Source organism: Streptomyces sp. NPDC006624 (assembly GCF_040611555.1).
In the GTDB taxonomy this organism is placed as follows: Bacteria; Actinomycetota; Actinomycetes; order Streptomycetales; family Streptomycetaceae; genus Streptomyces.
Map to the genome: position 1 here is coordinate 67,901 of NZ_JBEXOM010000008.1, position 16,996 is coordinate 84,896.

At 72.3% G+C, this 16,996-nt stretch carries 16 protein-coding genes; 11 read left to right on the forward strand and 5 right to left on the reverse strand.

The genetic code is table 11. The features are described 5' to 3' along the window. Positions 1 to 901, forward strand: a 901-nt coding sequence (locus tag ABZY20_RS17195; RefSeq protein WP_356442355.1) for an IPT/TIG domain-containing protein, incomplete at its 5' end; no start/stop codon positions are given. A gap of 118 nt (positions 902 to 1,019) precedes the next feature. Here the strand turns inward: ABZY20_RS17195 and ABZY20_RS17200 are convergent. Continuing rightward, complete coding sequence (locus ABZY20_RS17200; protein ID WP_356442356.1) at positions 1,020 to 2,402, reverse strand: glycine--tRNA ligase; 1,383 nt, start codon at positions 2,400 to 2,402, stop codon at positions 1,020 to 1,022. Positions 2,403 to 2,584: 182 nt separating this feature from the next. On the opposite strand from ABZY20_RS17200, the gene ABZY20_RS17205 reads away from it, so the two are divergent. Genes ABZY20_RS17205 through ABZY20_RS17220 form a run of 4 tightly spaced genes read left to right on the forward strand, consistent with a single transcriptional unit; the run spans position 2,585 to position 5,742 of the window. After that, positions 2,585 to 3,574: a metal ABC transporter substrate-binding protein gene (locus tag ABZY20_RS17205; RefSeq protein WP_356442357.1), complete on the forward strand. Its 990-nt coding sequence runs from the start codon at positions 2,585 to 2,587 to the stop codon at positions 3,572 to 3,574. 20 nt (positions 3,575 to 3,594) lie between these two features. After that, complete coding sequence (locus ABZY20_RS17210) at positions 3,595 to 4,362, forward strand: metal ABC transporter ATP-binding protein (protein WP_356442358.1); 768 nt, start codon at positions 3,595 to 3,597, stop codon at positions 4,360 to 4,362. Continuing rightward, the gene (locus ABZY20_RS17215) at positions 4,362 to 5,264 is read left to right on the forward strand and encodes a metal ABC transporter permease (protein ID WP_356442359.1); all 903 of its coding nucleotides are present in this window, start codon (positions 4,362 to 4,364) and stop codon (positions 5,262 to 5,264) included. Before ABZY20_RS17210 ends, ABZY20_RS17215 begins: the two co-directional genes overlap by 1 nt. 58 nt (positions 5,265 to 5,322) lie before the next feature. Continuing rightward, positions 5,323 to 5,742: a transcriptional repressor gene (locus ABZY20_RS17220; protein ID WP_356442360.1), complete on the forward strand. Its 420-nt coding sequence runs from the start codon at positions 5,323 to 5,325 to the stop codon at positions 5,740 to 5,742. A gap of 103 nt (positions 5,743 to 5,845) precedes the next feature. Here ABZY20_RS17220 and ABZY20_RS17225 read toward each other — a convergent pair whose 3' ends face one another. Genes ABZY20_RS17225 through ABZY20_RS17235 form a run of 3 tightly spaced genes read right to left on the reverse strand, consistent with a single transcriptional unit; the run spans position 5,846 to position 7,709 of the window. Beyond that, on the reverse strand, positions 5,846 to 6,679 hold the full coding sequence (locus ABZY20_RS17225) for an isoprenyl transferase (RefSeq protein WP_356442361.1): 834 nt from the start codon (positions 6,677 to 6,679) through the stop codon (positions 5,846 to 5,848). Positions 6,680 to 6,720: 41 nt separating this feature from the next. Beyond that, a complete protein-coding gene (gene recO, locus ABZY20_RS17230; protein ID WP_356442362.1) occupies positions 6,721 to 7,467 on the reverse strand; it encodes a DNA repair protein RecO in 747 nt (248 codons plus the stop codon). Positions 7,468 to 7,493: 26 nt separating this feature from the next. Continuing rightward, complete coding sequence (locus ABZY20_RS17235) at positions 7,494 to 7,709, reverse strand: hypothetical protein (RefSeq protein WP_356442363.1); 216 nt, start codon at positions 7,707 to 7,709, stop codon at positions 7,494 to 7,496. A 394-nt stretch (positions 7,710 to 8,103) separates the two neighbouring features. Between ABZY20_RS17235 and ABZY20_RS17240 the strand changes: the two genes are divergently transcribed. Then, the gene (locus ABZY20_RS17240) at positions 8,104 to 9,579 is read left to right on the forward strand and encodes an alpha/beta hydrolase (RefSeq protein WP_356442364.1); all 1,476 of its coding nucleotides are present in this window, start codon (positions 8,104 to 8,106) and stop codon (positions 9,577 to 9,579) included. 120 nt (positions 9,580 to 9,699) lie between these two features. On the opposite strand, the gene ABZY20_RS17245 is transcribed toward ABZY20_RS17240, so the two are convergent. Further along, the gene (locus ABZY20_RS17245) at positions 9,700 to 10,137 is read right to left on the reverse strand and encodes a protein phosphatase (protein ID WP_356442365.1); all 438 of its coding nucleotides are present in this window, start codon (positions 10,135 to 10,137) and stop codon (positions 9,700 to 9,702) included. Between the two features lie 279 nt (positions 10,138 to 10,416). On the opposite strand from ABZY20_RS17245, the gene ABZY20_RS17250 reads away from it, so the two are divergent. Genes ABZY20_RS17250 through ABZY20_RS17270 form a run of 5 tightly spaced genes read left to right on the forward strand, consistent with a single transcriptional unit; the run spans position 10,417 to position 16,948 of the window. After that, positions 10,417 to 12,045 (forward strand): ABC transporter substrate-binding protein, encoded by a 1,629-nt coding sequence (locus tag ABZY20_RS17250; RefSeq protein ID WP_356442366.1) that lies wholly within the window; start codon positions 10,417 to 10,419, stop codon positions 12,043 to 12,045. Between the two features lie 4 nt (positions 12,046 to 12,049). Next, complete coding sequence (locus ABZY20_RS17255; protein ID WP_356442367.1) at positions 12,050 to 13,012, forward strand: ABC transporter permease; 963 nt, start codon at positions 12,050 to 12,052, stop codon at positions 13,010 to 13,012. Further along, positions 13,009 to 14,976: a dipeptide/oligopeptide/nickel ABC transporter permease/ATP-binding protein gene (locus ABZY20_RS17260; protein WP_356442368.1), complete on the forward strand. Its 1,968-nt coding sequence runs from the start codon at positions 13,009 to 13,011 to the stop codon at positions 14,974 to 14,976. Before ABZY20_RS17255 ends, ABZY20_RS17260 begins: the two co-directional genes overlap by 4 nt. Next, positions 14,973 to 16,019 carry an ABC transporter ATP-binding protein gene (locus ABZY20_RS17265; RefSeq protein WP_356442369.1) on the forward strand — a complete coding sequence of 349 codons (1,047 nt, stop codon included), beginning with the start codon at positions 14,973 to 14,975 and terminating at the stop codon, positions 16,017 to 16,019. Before ABZY20_RS17260 ends, ABZY20_RS17265 begins: the two co-directional genes overlap by 4 nt. Continuing rightward, positions 16,016 to 16,948, forward strand: coding sequence for a dihydrodipicolinate synthase family protein (locus ABZY20_RS17270; RefSeq protein ID WP_356442370.1), 933 nt, complete (start codon positions 16,016 to 16,018; stop codon positions 16,946 to 16,948). Before ABZY20_RS17265 ends, ABZY20_RS17270 begins: the two co-directional genes overlap by 4 nt. Positions 16,949 to 16,996 lie beyond the last annotated feature (48 nt).

Consider the following 16,996-nt stretch of genomic DNA (forward strand, 5'->3'; position numbering starts at 1 on the left):
CGCCAACCCCGCCACCATCACCACCAACACCCCCACCCAGATCACCGTCACCGCCCCCGCAGGACCACCGTCCGCGGTAAACGTGACCGTCACCACCCCGAGTGGCACCAGCAACGCACTCCCCTACACCTACACCGCCACCCCCGCACCCACCATCACCAGCCTCACCCCCGCCAACGGACCCACCACCGGCGGCAACACCGTCACCATCAACGGCACCAACCTCACCGGCACCACCCAAGTCCTCTTCGGCGCCAACCCCGCCACCATCACCACCAACACCCCCACCCAGATCACCGTCACCGCCCCCGCAGGACCACCGTCCGCGGTAAACGTGACCGTCACCACGCCGGGTGGCATCAGCAACCCGCTGCCCTACGTCTATGTCGCCGCCCCGACCGTCTCCAGCGTGAGCCCGCAGTTCGGCCCGGACTCCGGCGGTAACACCGTCACCGTCTACGGCAGCAACATGACCCTGGCCAGCCACGTCCGTTTCGGCCCCACCCTCGCGACCGGCCTGACGGTGATCTCCGACAGCCAACTGACGGTGACCGCTCCGACCGGCACGGGCACGGTAGTGGTCACCGTGACCACACCGGGTGGCACCAGCACCGTGGGACTCGGGAACCCGTACTACACCTACCTGGGCGCCCCTGTGATCTCCACGCTCATCCCGGATCGAGGACCGGCGTCCGGCGGCGACTCCGTCACGATCAACGGCTCCAACCTCACCTACACCGACTCGGTGACCTTCGGGGGAAGCCCGGCCTCCTTCACGGTGTTCTCCGACAGCGTGGCCGTCGCGACGACTCCGGCCCATGCGGCGGGAACGGTCAACGTCCAGCTCCACACCCCGGCCGGCGACAGCAACACTCTCGCCTACACCTACGACCCGGACTGACCCCGCGGAGGTGAGCGGCCCCGTGCTGTTCGGCACCCGGCCCATGCCAGGAGGCTCTCGACATGCCGATGCCGGGCCCCGTGAAGGGGACCCGGCATCGACGAACCGGTGAGGTACCTCAGCAGCCGATCAGCCGACTCGCCAGGTAGCCCTCGATCTGGTCCAGGGAGACGCGCTCCTGCTTCATCGAGTCGCGCTCGCGCACGGTGACCGCGTTGTCCTCGAGCGTGTCGAAGTCGACGGTGACGCAGAACGGCGTGCCGATCTCGTCCTGGCGGCGGTAGCGGCGGCCGATGGCGCCGGCGTCGTCGAACTCGATGTTCCAGTGCTGGCGCAGCGCCTGGGCGAGGCCCTTGGCCTTGGGCGACAGCTCCGGGTTGCGGGACAGCGGCAGCACCGCGACCTTCACCGGGGCGAGGCGGTGGTCCAGGCGCAGGACCGTGCGCTTCTCCATCTTGCCCTTGGCGTTGGGCGCCTCGTCCTCGACGTAGGCGTCCAGCAGGAACGCCAGCATCGCGCGGCCGACACCGGCCGCCGGCTCGATGACGTACGGAGTCCAGCGCTCGCCGGCCTCCTGGTCGAAGTAGGTGAGGTCCTGGCCGGAGGCCTTGGAGTGGGCGCCGAGGTCGTAGTCGGTGCGGTTGGCCACGCCCTCCAGCTCACCCCACTCGCTGCCGCCGAACTGGAAGCGGTACTCGATGTCGGCGGTGCGCTTGGAGTAGTGGGAGAGCTTCTCCTTCGGGTGCTCGTACCACCGCATGTTCTCCTCGCGCAGGCCGAGACCGGTGTACCAGTTCCAGCGCTGCTCCATCCAGTACTCCTGCCACTTCTCGTCCTCGCCCGGCTTGACGAAGAACTCCATCTCCATCTGCTCGAACTCGCGGGTGCGGAAGATGAAGTTGCCGGGCGTGATCTCGTTGCGGAAGGACTTGCCCATCTGGGCGATGCCGAACGGCGGCTTGCGGCGCGAGGTGGTCTGCACCTGGGAGAAGTTGGTGAAGATGCCCTGCGCGGTCTCGGGGCGCAGGTAGGCGATGGAGCCGGAGTCCTGCGTCGGGCCGAGGTGGGTGGACAGCAGGCCCGAGAACTGCTTGGGCTCGGTGAACTGGCCCTTGTTGCCGCAGTTGGGGCAGTTGACGTCGGCCAGGCCGTTCTCCGGGAGGCGCTTGTGCTTGGCCTCGTAGGCCTCCTCCAGGTGGTCCGCGCGGAACCGCTTGTGGCAGGAGGTGCACTCGGTCAGCGGGTCCGTGAAGGTGGCGACGTGACCGGAGGCGACCCAGACCTCGGGGGCCAGGATCACGGACGAGTCGATCCCCACGACGTCCTCGCGCGACGTCACCATGTAGCGCCACCACTGGCGCTTGAGGTTCTCCTTGAGCTCGACACCGAGGGGGCCGTAGTCCCAAGCGGCGCGCTGGCCGCCGTAGATTTCACTACAGGGGAATACGAAGCCACGGCGCTTGCTCAGGCTGACGATGGTGTCGATCTTGTCGGCGGCCACGGTGCTCTCTTCATTACGACGACGGGCGACGAAGCGAGATGCTTCCAGCGAATGCTTCAGGTTACCGGCGGGGGCGCCCCCTCAATCAAATCGCTCCCCCTTCAACGACCGCCAGACCCCGCCGAACCCCAGTTCAGGGCGTTTGTTGACAACGGTTTCCATATTAGTTGAAAATGAGTGTCATGAACGTACGACGACGCCTCATACCCGCCGCCCTGGCCTCCGCTCTCGGCCTCGGCGCCCTGACCGCCTGCTCCAGCGACAGCGCGGCGACGGGCAACACGGACAAGTTCGACGTCGTCGCCTCCTTCTACCCGATGGCGTTCCTCGCCGAGCAGATCGGCGGCGACCACGTGAACGTCACGAGCCTGACCGCACCCGGCCAGGAGCCGCACGACCTGGAGATCAGCACCCAGCAGCGGGCGCAGCTGGAGGAGGCCGACGCCGCGCTCTTCCTCAAGGGCCTGCAGCCCGCCGTCGACGAGGCCGTCGCCCAGACCGGCATCGAGACGAAGATCGACGCGGCCGGCCTGACCCGCCTCGAGGACCACGGCACCGGCGGACACGCCCACGAGGGCGAGGAGGAAGGCCACGCCGGGGAGGAAGGCCACGCCGGGGAGGAAGGCCACGCCGGGGAGGAAGAGGAGCACGGCCGCGACCCGCACGTGTGGCTCGACCCGGTGAAGTACGCCGAGATCGCCCAGGGCGTCGGCAAGGCCTTCGAGAAGGCCGACCCGGACCACGCGGCCGACTACGAGAAGAACACCGCAGCCCTGGTCGAGAAGCTGAACGCCCTCGACGGCGACTTCGAGAGCGGCCTGAAGAACACGAAGAGCAAGGTCTTCTTCACCAACCACGCCGCCTTCGGCTACCTCGCCGAGCGCTACGGCCTCACCCAGGAGGCCATCTCCGGCATGGACCCCGAGAGCGAGCCCAGCGCCGCCCGGGTCAAGGAGCTCCAGCAGGAGGCCAAGGCCGACGGCGTCACCACCGTGTTCTACGAGACACTGGTGTCCGACAAGACCGCGAAGACCCTCGCCCGGGACGCGAACCTGAAGACGGACGTCCTCGACCCGCTCGAGGGCATCACCGGCAAGTCCCGCGGTGACGACTACTTCGAGGTCATGGAGTCCAACCTCAAGGCCCTGCAGACGGCCCTGGGAGCCAAGTGATCGACCCATCGGAGGACGGCATGAGCGAGCCCGTCGTATCCCTGCGCGGCGTCCGCGCGGACCTGGGATCCCGGCCCGTCCTGCGCGGCATCGACCTCACCGTGCGCCGCGGCGAGGTCGTCGCGCTGCTCGGCGCGAACGGCTCGGGCAAGTCGACGGCCGTGCGCAGCGTCATCGGCCAGGTGCAGACCGGCGCCGGTGAGATCGAGCTGTTCGGCACGGACCGCAGGCGGTTCCGCGACTGGCACCGCGTGGGCTACGTCCCGCAGCGCACCACGGCCGCGTCGGGCGTGCCCGCCACGGTGACCGAGGTGGTCTCCTCGGGCCGGCTGTCCCGGGCCCGCTTCGGCGTGCTGCGCAAGGCGGACCACGCGGCCGTGCGGAAGGCGCTGGAGCTCGTCGGCATGGCGGACCGGGCCAAGGACTCGGTCGACGCCCTGTCCGGCGGCCAGCACCAGCGCGTGCTGATCGCCCGCGCCCTGGCCTCCGAGCCGGAGCTGCTGATCATGGACGAGCCGATGGCGGGCGTGGACCTGGCCAGCCAGGAGGTGCTCGCGCACACGCTGCGCGAGCAGGTCTCCCGGGGCACGACCGTGCTGCTGGTGCTGCACGAACTGGGCCCCCTGGAGCCCCTGATCGACCGGGCGGTGGTCCTGCGCGACGGCTGCGTCGTCCACGACGGCCCGCCCCCGAAGGCGGTCGGGCAGCACGCCCTGCCCGGCCACGACCACGTGCACCCGCACGCACCCGCGGGCGCCGAACCGATGCGCACGGGACTGCTGAGCTGATGGACTTCCTCGACTACGCCTTCATGCAGCGGGCGCTGCTCGCCGCCGTCCTGGTCGGCATCACCGCCCCCGCGGTGGGGATCTACCTGGTGCAGCGCCGCCAGGCCCTGATGGGCGACGGTATCGGCCACGTGGCGATGACCGGCGTCGGCCTCGGCTTCCTGATGAGCTGGTCCCCGGTGTGGACGGCGGCCCTCGTCTCCATCCTCGGCGCCGTCCTCATGGAACTGATCCGCTGGTACGGCAGGACCCGCGGCGACATCGCCCTCGCGATGCTGTTCTACGGCGGCATGGCCGGCGGTGTGATGTTCATCAACCTCGCGCCGACCGGCTCCAACGCCAACCTCACCTCGTACCTGTTCGGCTCCCTGTCGACGGTGTCCGAGTCGGACGTCACGGCGATCTGCGTGCTGGCCGCCTTCGTCGTGCTGGTCACCCTGGGCCTGCGCCGGCAGCTGTTCGCGGTCAGCCAGGACGAGGAGTTCGCCCGGGTGACGGGCCTGCCGGTGCGCGCCCTGAACCTGCTGACGGCGATCACCGCGGCCGTCACCGTCACGGTGGCGATGCGGGTCGTCGGGCTGCTGCTGGTGAGCGCGCTGATGGTGGTGCCCGTGGCCGCCGCCCAGCAGATCGGGCGCAGCTTCGCCGCGACGTTCGTGATCGCCGTGGCCATCGGCGTGAGCGTGACGATCGGCGGCACCGTCACCTCGTACTACCAGGACGTGCCGCCCGGGGCGACGATCGTGCTGCTGACCATCGGCGCGTTCGTCGTGCTGACGGCGCTCGCCGCCCCGCTGGCCCGCCGCCGCGCCCGTGCCCGGTCGGCCTCGCGCGCCGCCGCCGACCCCGCAGAGTGCGCGATTCCGGGCAGCCGGGGGGCCGCCGACGAAGTCGGCGTCTGACCGCCCCCACCCCGGGCTGGCACAATGGCCCGGGCAAGGCAGACCTGAGGAGGCAACGGTGACGACCGCTGGACCGTCCGTGAAGGGCCGCGCCACCAGGCAGCGTGCCGCCGTGGCGGCGGCCCTGCAGGAGGTCGACGAGTTCCGCAGCGCGCAGGAACTGCACGACATGCTGAAGCACAAGGGCGACTCGGTCGGGCTCACCACGGTCTACCGCACCCTGCAGTCCCTCGCCGACGCCGGTGAGGTCGACGTCCTGCGCACCGCCGACGGCGAGTCCGTCTACCGCCGCTGCTCCACCGACGACCATCACCACCACCTGGTGTGCCGGGGCTGCGGCAAGGCCGTCGAGGTGGAGGGCCCGGCCGTGGAGAAGTGGGCCGAGGCGATCGCCGCCGAGCACGGCTACGTCAACGTGGCGCACACGGTGGAGATCTTCGGCACGTGCGCGGACTGCGCGGCGGCTGCCCGCGGCTGAGCGGTGGTTCTGCTCGCCACGGGGCTTCGTCGGCTGCGGGTGCGCGATGGCGGGTCGCGCAGTTCCCCGCGCCCCTGAGGCCGGGGAACTGCGACTTTGCCCGCTACTGCTGCTTGCCCTCCATGGCCAGCAGCTCCTCGTTCGGGATGGCCCCGCCGAAGCGGCGGTCGCGGGAGGCGAACTCCAGGCACGCCCGCCACAGGTCGCGGCGGTCGAAGTCCGGCCACAGCACGTCCTGGAAGACCATCTCGGCGTAGGCGCTCTGCCAGATCAGGTAGTTGGAGGTGCGCTGCTCGCCGCTCGGCCGCAGGAACAGGTCGACGTCCGGCATGTCCGGGTAGTACAGGTACTTCGCGAAGGTCTTCTCGTTGACCTTGGACGGGTCGAGCCTGCCGCTCCTCACGTCCTCGGCGAGCGCCTGCGCGGCGTCGGCGATCTCGGCCCGGCCGCCGTAGTTCATGCAGAAGTACAGGGTCAGCCGGTCGTTGCCCTTGGTCTGCTCCTGGGCGATCTGCAGCTCCTTGGCGACCGAGCGCCACAGCTTCGGCATCCGCCCGACCCAGCGCACCCGCACCCCGAGCTCGTCGAGCTGGTCCCGGGTCTTGCGGATGAAGTCCCGGTTGAAGTTCATCAGGAAGCGCACCTCGTCCGGCGACCGCTTCCAGTTCTCGGTGGAGAAGGCGTACAGGGAGATGGCGCCGACGCCCATCTCGATCGCGCCCTGCAGCACGTCCAGCACGCGCTCGGCGCCGACCTTGTGCCCCTCGGTGCGCGGCAGGCCCCGGTCCTTGGCCCACCGCCCGTTGCCGTCCATGACGATCGCCACATGCCGCGGTACCAGCTCGCCCGGGAGCTTCGGCGGCCGCGCGCCGGACGGGTGCGGCTCCGGCGTCCTGTACTCCCGGCGCTGGCGCCCCAGGATCCCGCGTACGGCCATGTGTGTCTCGTCTCCTCGTGCTCGCTTGCTTCTTCGCTGCTCTACTTCTCGACGTAGCGCAGGGAGCGCAGCCCGCGCTCCATGTGCCAGTGCAGATACGCGGACACCAGTCCGCTGCCCTCCCGGACGTAACGCGCCTCGCAGGCGTCCGCGGTCTCCCAGTCTCCCGTAAGCAGCGCGCCGAGGAGTTCCAGGGCCTGGGGCGAGGGTACGACGCTGCCGGGCACCCGGCAGTCCACGCAGACGGAACCGCCCGAGGCGACCGAGAAGAACCGGTTGGGTCCGGGCATGCCGCACTTGGCGCAGTCCGTGAAGCTCGGGGCGTACCCGTTGACGGCGAGGGACCTGAGCAGGAAGGCGTCGAGCACGAGGTGCGGGGCGTGCTCGCCCCGGGCGAGGGTGCGCAGGGCGCCGACGAGCAGCAGGTACTGCTGCACGGCCGGCTCCCCCTCGTGGTCGGTGAACCGCTCCGCGGTCTCGAGCATCGCCGTGCCGGCCGTGTACCGCGCGTAGTCGCTCACGATCGCGCCGCCGTAGGGCGCGATGGTCTCGCTCTGCGTGCACAGCGGCAGCCCGCGGCCGACGAGTTCGCTCCCCTTGGCGAAGAACTGCACGTCGACGTGGGAGAACGGTTCGAGGCGCGCACCGAACTTCGACTTCGTCCGGCGCACGCCCCGGGCCACCGCCCGTACCCGACCGTGACCGCGGGTGAGCAGCGTGATGATCCGGTCCGCCTCACCCAGCTTCTGGGTGCGCAGCACGATGCCGTCGTCGCGGAACAGACTCATGGGCCCATTCTCGCAGGGTCACCGCGTCAAGGGACCTCGCCCCTGCTGCGTGCGTTGGCGTACGCCGTCGCCGCGCGCAGCCGCTCGGCCGGGGTGGCGTGCCGGACGGCGGCGGGCTCGGCGTCCCACTCCCTGCCGCCGCCGTACGGCCGTAACTGCACATAGGGCCCCTCATGCCCCATGACGATGCCGATGCGCCCACTGCGGGTGTCCACGACGTACGCGCCGACCCGGGGCTTCACCGGGTCGCCCCGGACGACGGCCCGTTCGTTCCTGCGCCGGCGAGTTCTGCCCGCACTTGCTTCACCGCGTCCTCCGCTTTCTCCGGCGCACAGCGCCGAGTGTCGTGCCTCCACCGTGCTCCCCTCCCCTGCGCCGTTTCACTCCTCGCGTCCCCACGGTGACGCTGCGCACCCGCGGCCGGGAGGGTCACGCCCCGTACAACTGCGGTGCCGCGCGGAGGGGTTCGGCAGGAAACGACCGAGATTCGATGGCCCATAAGCGGTACGCGGGGCGTTGACAACCGTCCGATCCGGCCGTCCCCCCGGCGGCAGCCGCTCCACGGGGGCAAGCCCCCGGTGGAAGAGGGCAGTTGCCCGGATGGGGGGCGGGGCGGGGAGCCGTCAGAGTCGTCTCATGCAGATCAGACGCAGCGCCTCACTCCTCGCCGCCTCAGCCGTCCTCGCCGGGCTCACCGTCCCGCTGACCGCGTCCGCCGCCGAGCCCGGGAAGCCGCTCGCCTGGGCCCCGTGCCAGGGCTCCGGCCTCGACCCCCGGCAGCGGTGCGCCACCGTGGAGGTCCCCATGGACCACGCCGACCCCGGCGGGCGGACGATCGGGATCGTCGTCTCCCGGATACCGAGCGAGAAGCCCTCCGCGCGCCGCGGTGCGCTGTTACTCATCCCGGGCGGGCCGGGGGGCGACAGTCTCGCCGATCCGTCCGGCAAGGGGCAGAAACTGCCGCAGCGCGTGCGGGACGCCTACGACCTCGTCGGGTTCGCGCCGCGCGGCCTGGCGCCCTCCACGGCCGTCGACTGCCGGATCGACCCCGCCGACCTCGGCGTGACCAAGCTCCTGCCCTGGCCGGCCGCGGACGGTTCCGTCGCCGGGAACATGGCCACCGCCCGGCGCACGATCGAGTCCTGTGTCCGCAACGGTGACGAGCTGCTCCGCCACCTCGGCACCGCCGACCAGGCCCGTGACCTCGACCGCGTCCGGGCCGCCCTCGGCGAGCGGAGGATCTCCGCGTGGGGCGTGTCGTACGGCACGTACGTCGGCGCGGTCTACGGCCAGCTGTTCCCGCACCGCACCGACCGCATCGTCCTGGACAGCAACAACGACCCCGACCCCACCCGTGTCACCCGCAACTGGCTGGCCGCGTTCGAGACCGGGGCGGAGGACAGCTTCCCCGTGTTCGCCCGGTGGGCGTCCCGGCCCGGCAACCCGTACCGGCTCGCCCGCACTCCCGCCGAGGTGCGCTCCGGCTTCCTGCGGCTCGCCGCCCGGCTGGACCGCGAGCCGCTCCCCTGGCCGGGCGCCGAACCGGCGTGGTTCGACGGCAACGCCCTGCGCCAGACCATGCTGACGAGCCTGTACGACCCCGACGACCACCCGGTCCTGGCCAGGGCGGTCCTGGCCGTCCGCGCGGGCCACGCGCCGCCCGTGCCGCCGGGCCCGCCCGGGTCGGTGCTGCAGAACGTCGCCGCGGTCGGGGTCGGCCAGATCTGCAACGACGTCGACTGGCCGGACTCCGCGGCCGACTACCAGCAGGACGTCGACGTGAGCCGGGCGAGGTTCCCGCTGACCGCGGGCATGCCGCGCGGGCCGATGATGTGCGCGGCCTGGCCGTACGGGCAGAAGGAGCCGGCCGTGCGGGTCACGGACCGCGGGCCGTCGAACATCCTGCTGGTGCAGAACGCGCGGGACGTCGCCACCCCGCTCGGCGGCGCCCTGAAGCTCCGCCGGGCCCTCGGCGACCGGGCCGTCATGGTCACCGTCGACTCCACCGGCCACGAGGCCTACCTCGCCAACGGCAACGCCTGCGGGGACCGGACCGTCTCCCGTTTCCTGGCCACCGGGGAACGCCCCGGCTCGGACGTCCTCTGCGAGTGACGAAGGCGGCGGTGCGGCGGAAGGGCGGGGCGTCCCGCGGCCGAAGGACGGGGCGTCCCGCGGCCGAAGGACGGGGCGTCCCGCGGCGGAAGGGCGGGGCGTCCCGCGGCGGGTGAGGGGTCAGTCCGTGCCGAACCGGGTCACGTAGCGCCGCTGCCAGGGCGTCTCCACCGCGCGCCGGTCGTAGTGCGCGCGGACGTAGGCCACGGCCTGCCCGGCCGGTACGCCGTCCAGCACCGCCAGGCAGCCCAGGGCCGTGCCCGTACGGCCCCGGCCGCCGCCGCAGGCGATCTCCACCCGCTCGCGGGCGGCCCGTTCCCAGGCCTCGGTCAGCAGCGCGCGGGCCGCCTCCCGGTCCGCCGGGAGGCGGAAGTCGGGCCAGCGGATCCAGCCGGACTCCCAGGGGACCCCGGGCGGCCGGCGGCCCAGGAGGTAGAGGCCGTAGTCCGGGTGAGGCGCGGCGGGGTCCAGGGGGCGGCGAAGGCCCCGGCCCCGGACCAGGCGGCCGGACGGCAGCCGCAGCACGCCGGCGTCGCGCTCGCTCCACAGATCGCTCATGCGCCCCATCATGCTTGGCGCGGGCTTCCCCGGGGAGCGGAATCGGGAGGCCGGAGGCGCTTCCCGCCTCCGGCGGAGTCCGGCTCGGGCACGGACCCGACGGGCCGTCAAGTCTGCCTGTCCGCAGCACCATTGGCCGGACCTCTGACGGATACGCCATTCGTGTGCGATCCCTTGACCACCCCCCGCGCCCCTCCTATGGTCGCGCTGACCGCAGGACGTAGGACGTCGGATCTCCTCGGTCCGTCCCCTCCCCCCAGACCTCTCGCTGGAGGACCCGTGCGCGACGTGACCCCTGACGAGCCGGCGCCGCACCGCCGGTCGTTCCTGAAGTACACCGGCGCGCTGGGCGCGGCGGCCGCCGTCCCCGCGTCGCTGGCGGGCTGTTCGTCCGGTCCCGAGTCCACCAACGACACCGGCTCGGGCGGCGGCCGGGAGCGGACGCTCACCGCGGTGATCGGCTACGGCAACGACGGCAGCTGGGACCCCACGCAGACGGCGTCCGCGTTCTCCATGGCGGCCAACCACCACGTCTACGAGGGCCTGCTGGACACGGACCCGATCTCCCGGGAGCCGTACGCGGCCCTTGCGACCGAGGTGCCGAAGGACCCGGGCGGCACGTCGTGGAGGTTCACGCTGCGCTCGGGCGCGACCTTCCACGACGGCAAGCCGGTGACCGCCGACGACGTCGTGTTCGTCTTCGAGCGGATCCTCGACCCGGACACCCAGACCCTCGCCAAGGGCTTCTTCGCGAGCTGGCTGAAGGGGGTCCGCAAGACCGGCGCGCGGAGCGTGGAGCTGATGCTGAGGTTCCCGTTCCCGGACGGGCTCTCCCGGCTGACGCTCGCCAAGATCATGCCCCGGCACGTGTTCTCCCGGCCGGGCGCCTGGGACGACGCCGTCAAGGGCCTGGCGATCGGCTCGGGCCCCTACCGGCAGACCGCGCACCACCCGAAGTCGAACACGACCTTCGAGGCGTACGACGGCTACAACGGCCCCCGCCCGCCGGCCTTCGCGAGGATGAACTGGCTGACGATCGTGGACGCCGCGCCCCGGGTCGCGAAGATCTCCGGGTCGAGCGCGGGCGCGCAGATCGCCGACAACATCCCCTACGCCAACATCGGGCAGCTGGAGAGCAGCGGGCTGACGGTGGCCGGCGGGGCCGGGATGAACAACCTGTTCCTGATGTTCAACACGCGGCGCAAGCCCTTCGACGACGTCCGCGTGCGCCAGGCCCTGCACTACGCCATCGACACCGAGAAGATGGTGGAGGTCGCCCTGAAGGGCCACGGCAGGCCGTCCACGTCCTTCCTCGACGAGGCCAACCCCTCCTACCGCCGGGCGAGGACCGTCTACGGCCACGACCCCGACCGGGCGAAGGCGCTGCTGAAGGAGGCCGGGGTCACAGGGCTGAGCGTCGACCTCCTCGCGGTGAACGTCAGCTGGATCGTCGACTGCCTGCCCACCGTCAAGGCGTCCTGGGACGCGATCGGCGTGCGGACGACCCTGTCCCCGCAGGAGACCACCGCCGTCTTCACGAAGATGGACCAGAAGCGGGACTACCAGGTGGTCGCCGCCGCCTCGAACCCCAACCAGTTCGGCCTCGACGCCGACCTGATCATGCACTACAACTACGGTCCCGGGAACCTGTGGATGCAGTACACGCGGTGGGCCTCCGACCCCGTCGCCAGGCAGTTGTCCAAGGACATGGAGCGGGCCACCCGGGAGCCCGACCCGGCGCGGAAGCGGGCGATGGTCCAGGACTACATCGACGTCGTCGCCGAACAGGCCGTGCTCTACCCGGTCGTGCACAACGAGCTGATGACGGCCTGGGACCCGCGGCGGCTCGGCGGCATAAGGGCGCAGCCGTACCCGGGCGTCAACCTGCTGCAGGCCAGGTGGGCCTGACGGTATGACGGCCGTCCTGCGCATCCTGCTGCGCCGCGTCGCCCTGCTCGTCCCGCTGCTGCTCGGCATCGTGCTGTTCGTGTTCCTGGTGATGCGCTTCTCGGACGTCGACCCGGCGTCCGCGTTCTTCCAGGGCGCCAACCCGACCCCGCGGCAGCTGCACGACTTCCGCGAGGAGCACGGCCTGCTCGACCCGCTGCCCGTGCGCTACGCCGGCTTCGTCGCCGACCTGCTCCACGGCGACCTGGGCACCAGCGCGCTGACCCGGGCGCCGGTCGCCGAGCAGGTCGCCACCGCGCTGCCGCTCACCCTGCAGCTGACGTTCCTGGGGCTGGGCATCGCGGTGGTGCTGTCCCTGGCCGGCGGGGTCACGGCGGCGATCCACCGGGACCGGCTGCCCGACCAGATCATCCGGGTGGTGTCGCTGACGGGGGTCGCCGCGCCCGGCTTCTGGCTGGCGCTGCTGATGATCCAGTACCTGGCGGTCGGCCGGGGCTGGTTCCCGACCGGCGGGTACGTCAACCCGGCCGACTCCCTCACCGGCTGGCTGCGCACGATGACGCTCCCCGCGCTCGCCCTCTCGCTGCCGGTGGCGGCGCAGCTGACCCGGATCGTGCGGACGGCGGTGGTGGAGGAGCTGGACAAGGACTACGTGCGGACCGCGATCGGCAGCGGGCTGCCGCCCCGGGTGGTGGTCGGGCGCAACGTGCTGCGCAACGCGCTGATCAACCCGCTCACCGTGCTCGGTCTGCGCGTCGGCTATCTGCTGGGCGGCGCGGTCGTCATCGAGACGATCTTCTCGCTGCCCGGCATGGGCAAGCTGATGATCGACGCCGTGAAGAACGGCGATCCGGCCGTCGTCCAGGGCGTCGTGCTGACGACGGCGGCCGGGTTCGTCGTCGTGAACCTCGTCATCGACGTCCTCCACCTGCTGGTCAACCCGCGACTGAGGGATGCGAGCACATGATCACGCGCGCAGGGCTCGCCGAGGCGCTGTCCCGGCCGGGGGTCCGGCCGCGCGGACGCCGGCTGCCGCCGCTGTCGAAGGCGGCCGTCTGCTTCCTGGCGGTCGTCGTCCTCATGGCGCTGCTGGCACCGCTCCTCGCCCCGCACGACCCGCTCGACCAGCAGCCGCCGGCCGACGGCACCGGGCACCCGTCCGCCGCGCACTGGATGGGCCAGGACAGCCTCGGGCGGGACATCCTCAGCCGGCTGATGCACGGGGCGCGCTGGTCGCTGGCGATCGGGCTCGGGGCGACCGGTCTCGCCCTGGTGGCGGGCGCGCTGCTCGGGGCGGTCGCGGCGACCTCCCGCAAGGCGGTCGACGAGACGCTGATGCGCTGCCTGGACGTGGTGATGGCGTTCCCGGGCATCGCGCTGGCCGCCGTGCTGGTGGCGGTGTTCGGCGGGGGCATCACGGTGCTGATCTGCGCCCTGGCGTTCCTGTTCACCCCGCCGGTGGCGCGGGTGGTCCGGGCCAACGTCCTGGACCAGTACGGCGAGGACTACGTGACCGCGGAACGGGTCATCGGTGCCCGCACCCCGCACATCGTGCTCCGGCACGTGGCGGTCAACTGTGCCGCGCCGGTGCTGGTGTTCTGCACGGTCCAGGTCGCCGAGGCGATCGTGTTCGAGGCGTCGCTGTCCTTCATCGGGGCGGGCGTGCGGCCGCCCGACCCGTCCTGGGGCAGTGTCATCGCCGACGGCAAGAACATGGTGCTGACCGGCGGCTGGTGGGCGACCGTCTTCCCGGGGCTGCTGATGCTGGTCACGGTGCTGTCGCTGAACATCCTGTCCGAGGGCCTGTCCGACGCGTGGGCGGCCCCGCAGGCCCGGGCACTGCGCGTGCCCGGGGAGGACCGGCCGCCGGCCCCGGAGCCCGGCGGCGGGGAGGTCGTACGGCTGCCAGGCCTGGCGGAGGCGGCCCGGCGGCTGCGGGCGCGGGCACGGCACCTGCCCCGGGACGGGCAGCCGGTGCTGGCGGTGGAGAACCTCTCCATCGGGTTCGCCGGGCGGCACGGCGGCGTGGACGTCGTCGACGGCATCAGCTTCGACGTGCATCCCGGTGAGGTGCTCGGGCTGGTCGGCGAGTCGGGCTGCGGCAAGTCCCTGACCGCGCTGGCGATCATGGGCCTGCTGCCGAAGGGGGCGCGGGTGCGCGGCCAGGTCCGCTTCCGCCAGCGGGACCTGGTGGCCGAGCCGATGCGGGTGCGGCGCAGGCTGCTCGGCCACGAGATGGCGATGGTCTACCAGGACGCCCTCTCCTCGCTGAACCCGGCGATGACGATCCGCGCCCAGCTGCGGCAGGTCGTCCGGCGGGGCGGCCGGCGCGGGCCCGCCGAGCTGCTGACGCTGGTCGGCCTGGATCCCGGGCGCACCCTGCGCAGCTATCCGCACGAACTGTCCGGCGGGCAGCGCCAGCGCGTCCTCATCGCCATGGCCCTGTCCCGCGACCCGCGGCTGATCGTCGCCGACGAGCCGACGACCGCCCTGGACGTGACCGTGCAGGCGCAGGTCATGGAGCTGCTGCTGCGGCTGCGCGAGGAGCTGGGCTTCGCGCTGATCCTGGTCTCGCACGACCTGGCGCTGGTCGCGGACGTCACGGACCGGGTGGCGGTGATGTACGGCGGGCAGATCGTGGAGACGGGGGTGACCGCCGACCTCGTGCAGGCACCGGCCCACCACTACACGCGCGGACTGCTCGGCAGTGTGCTGTCGCTGGAGTCGGCGCAGGAGCGGATGACGCAGATCAGGGGTGTGGTGCCGTCCCCGGCGGACTTCCCGGCGGGCTGCCGGTTCGCGGACCGGTGCCCGCGGGCGAGCGCGGTGTGCGGGTCGGTGGCCCCCGTGCTCACCGGTCCCGCGGCGCACACGGTCGCCTGCCACCACCCGGCCGTGGAGCCGGCGGGTGAGACGGAGGCGGTGACATGACCGGGCAGCCGGACGCCGCCATGGGAGGGCCCCTCGTGGAGCTGTGCGACGCCCACGTCGTGCACAAGGCCCGCAGCGGCGGCCTGTTCACCCGTGACCGCGTGTACGCCCTGACCGGCGCCGACCTGGCGATCGCGCCGGGCGAGACCGTGGGCGTGGTGGGCGAGTCGGGCTGCGGCAAGTCGACGCTGGCGAAGGTGCTGGTGGGGGTGGAGCGGCCGACGCGCGGGACGGTGTCCTTCCGGGGACGCGACCTGTGGGCGATGCCGGCCGGCGAGCGCAGACGGGCCGTCGGCGGCAGCGTCGGCATGATCTTCCAGGACCCGTCGACGGCCCTGAACCGCCGTCTGACCGTCCGGCGGATCCTGCGCGACCCGCTGGACGTGCACGGCCGCGGCACGCGGGCCGAACGCGAGGAGCGCGTGCGGGAGTTGATGTCCCTGGTCGGGCTGCCCCGGGCTCTCGCGGACGCCCTGCCCGGGCAGTTGTCCGGGGGTCAGCGCCAGCGCGTCGCGATCGCCCGGGCGCTGGCGCCGGACCCCGACCTGGTCGTGGCGGACGAGCCGACCAGCGCCCTGGACGTGTCGGTGCGGGCCCAGATCCTCAACCTGCTGCTGGACCTGAGGGAACGGCTGGGCCTGGCCCTGGTGTTCGTCTCGCACGACATCCAGACGGTCCGGCGGATGAGCGACCGCGTGATCACCATGTACCTGGGGCGGATCGTGGAGGAGTCCCCGGCCGGCCTGGTCACCGACCGGGCCCGGCACCCGTACACACGGGCCCTGTTCTCCGCCACGCCGGGCCTGCTCGACCCGATCGAGCCGATCCCGCTGACCGGGCCGGTCCCCTCGGCGACCCGCCCGCCCAGCGGCTGCCCGTTCCGCACCCGCTGCTGGAAGGCGGACGGGATCTGCGCGGCGGAGATGCCCGCCTTCTCCGCCGCGTCGGCCCCCGCACACCGCTTCCGCTGCCACCATCCTGTCCAGGAGGACGAGTCGACCCGCGACCTCGTCCACCGGAGCGACCCGATGGAGGCCTCGTGACGTTCACCCCGCTGACCGGTGTCATCCCGCCCGTCTGCACGCCCCTGACACCGGACCGCGAGGTGGACGTCCCCTCGCTGCTCAGGCTGGTCGACCATCTGGTGAGCGGCGGGGTGCACGGCCTGTTCGTGCTCGGCTCGACCTCGGAGGCGGCGTATCTGACGGACCGGCAGCGCAGGCTGGTGGTGGAGGCGGTCACCGGGCATGTGGGCGGGCGGCTCCCGGTGCTGGCCGGGGCGATCGACATGACCACCCCCCGGGTCCTCGACCACGTCGCGTCGGTGACGGCGGCGGGCGCGGACGCCGTCGTCGTCACCGCCCCGTTCTACGCCCGCACGCACCCCGCCGAGATCGCCCGCCACTACCGCGCGGTCGCCGCCGCGAGCCCGGTCCCGGTCGTCGCCTACGACATCCCGGTCGCCGTCCACACCAAACTCCCCGCGGACGTGGTCGTGGAGCTGGCCGCCGACGGCGTCCTGGCCGGGCTCAAGGACTCCAGCGGCGACCTGGCCGCCTTCCGCGAGGTCGTCACCGCCGTCCGGGACCACGAGGGCGTCACCGGCTTCAGCGCGCTGACCGGCTCCGAGCTGATCGTCGACGCGGCCCTCGCGGTCGGCGCGGACGGCACGGTGCCCGGCCTCGGCAACGTCGACCCGCACGGCTACGTCCGCCTGGACGGCCTGTGCCGCGCCGGGGACGGGAAGGGGGCGCGGGCCGAACAGGAGCGGCTGTGCGCCCTGTTCGGCCTGGCGTCCGTCGGCGATCCGGCCCGGATGGGCCGCGGCTCCTCGGCGATCGGCGCCTTCAAGGCCGCGCTGCACCTGCGCGGCGTGATCGACTGCCCGGTCACGGCACAGCCGCAGGTGCCGCTGTCGCCGGACGAGGTGGAGCGGGTCGGGACGTACCTGGCGGCGGCCGGGCTGCTGTAGGGGCGTCGGACCGGGCGCGGCGGGGCGACCGGCTTCGGGTGCCGGGCG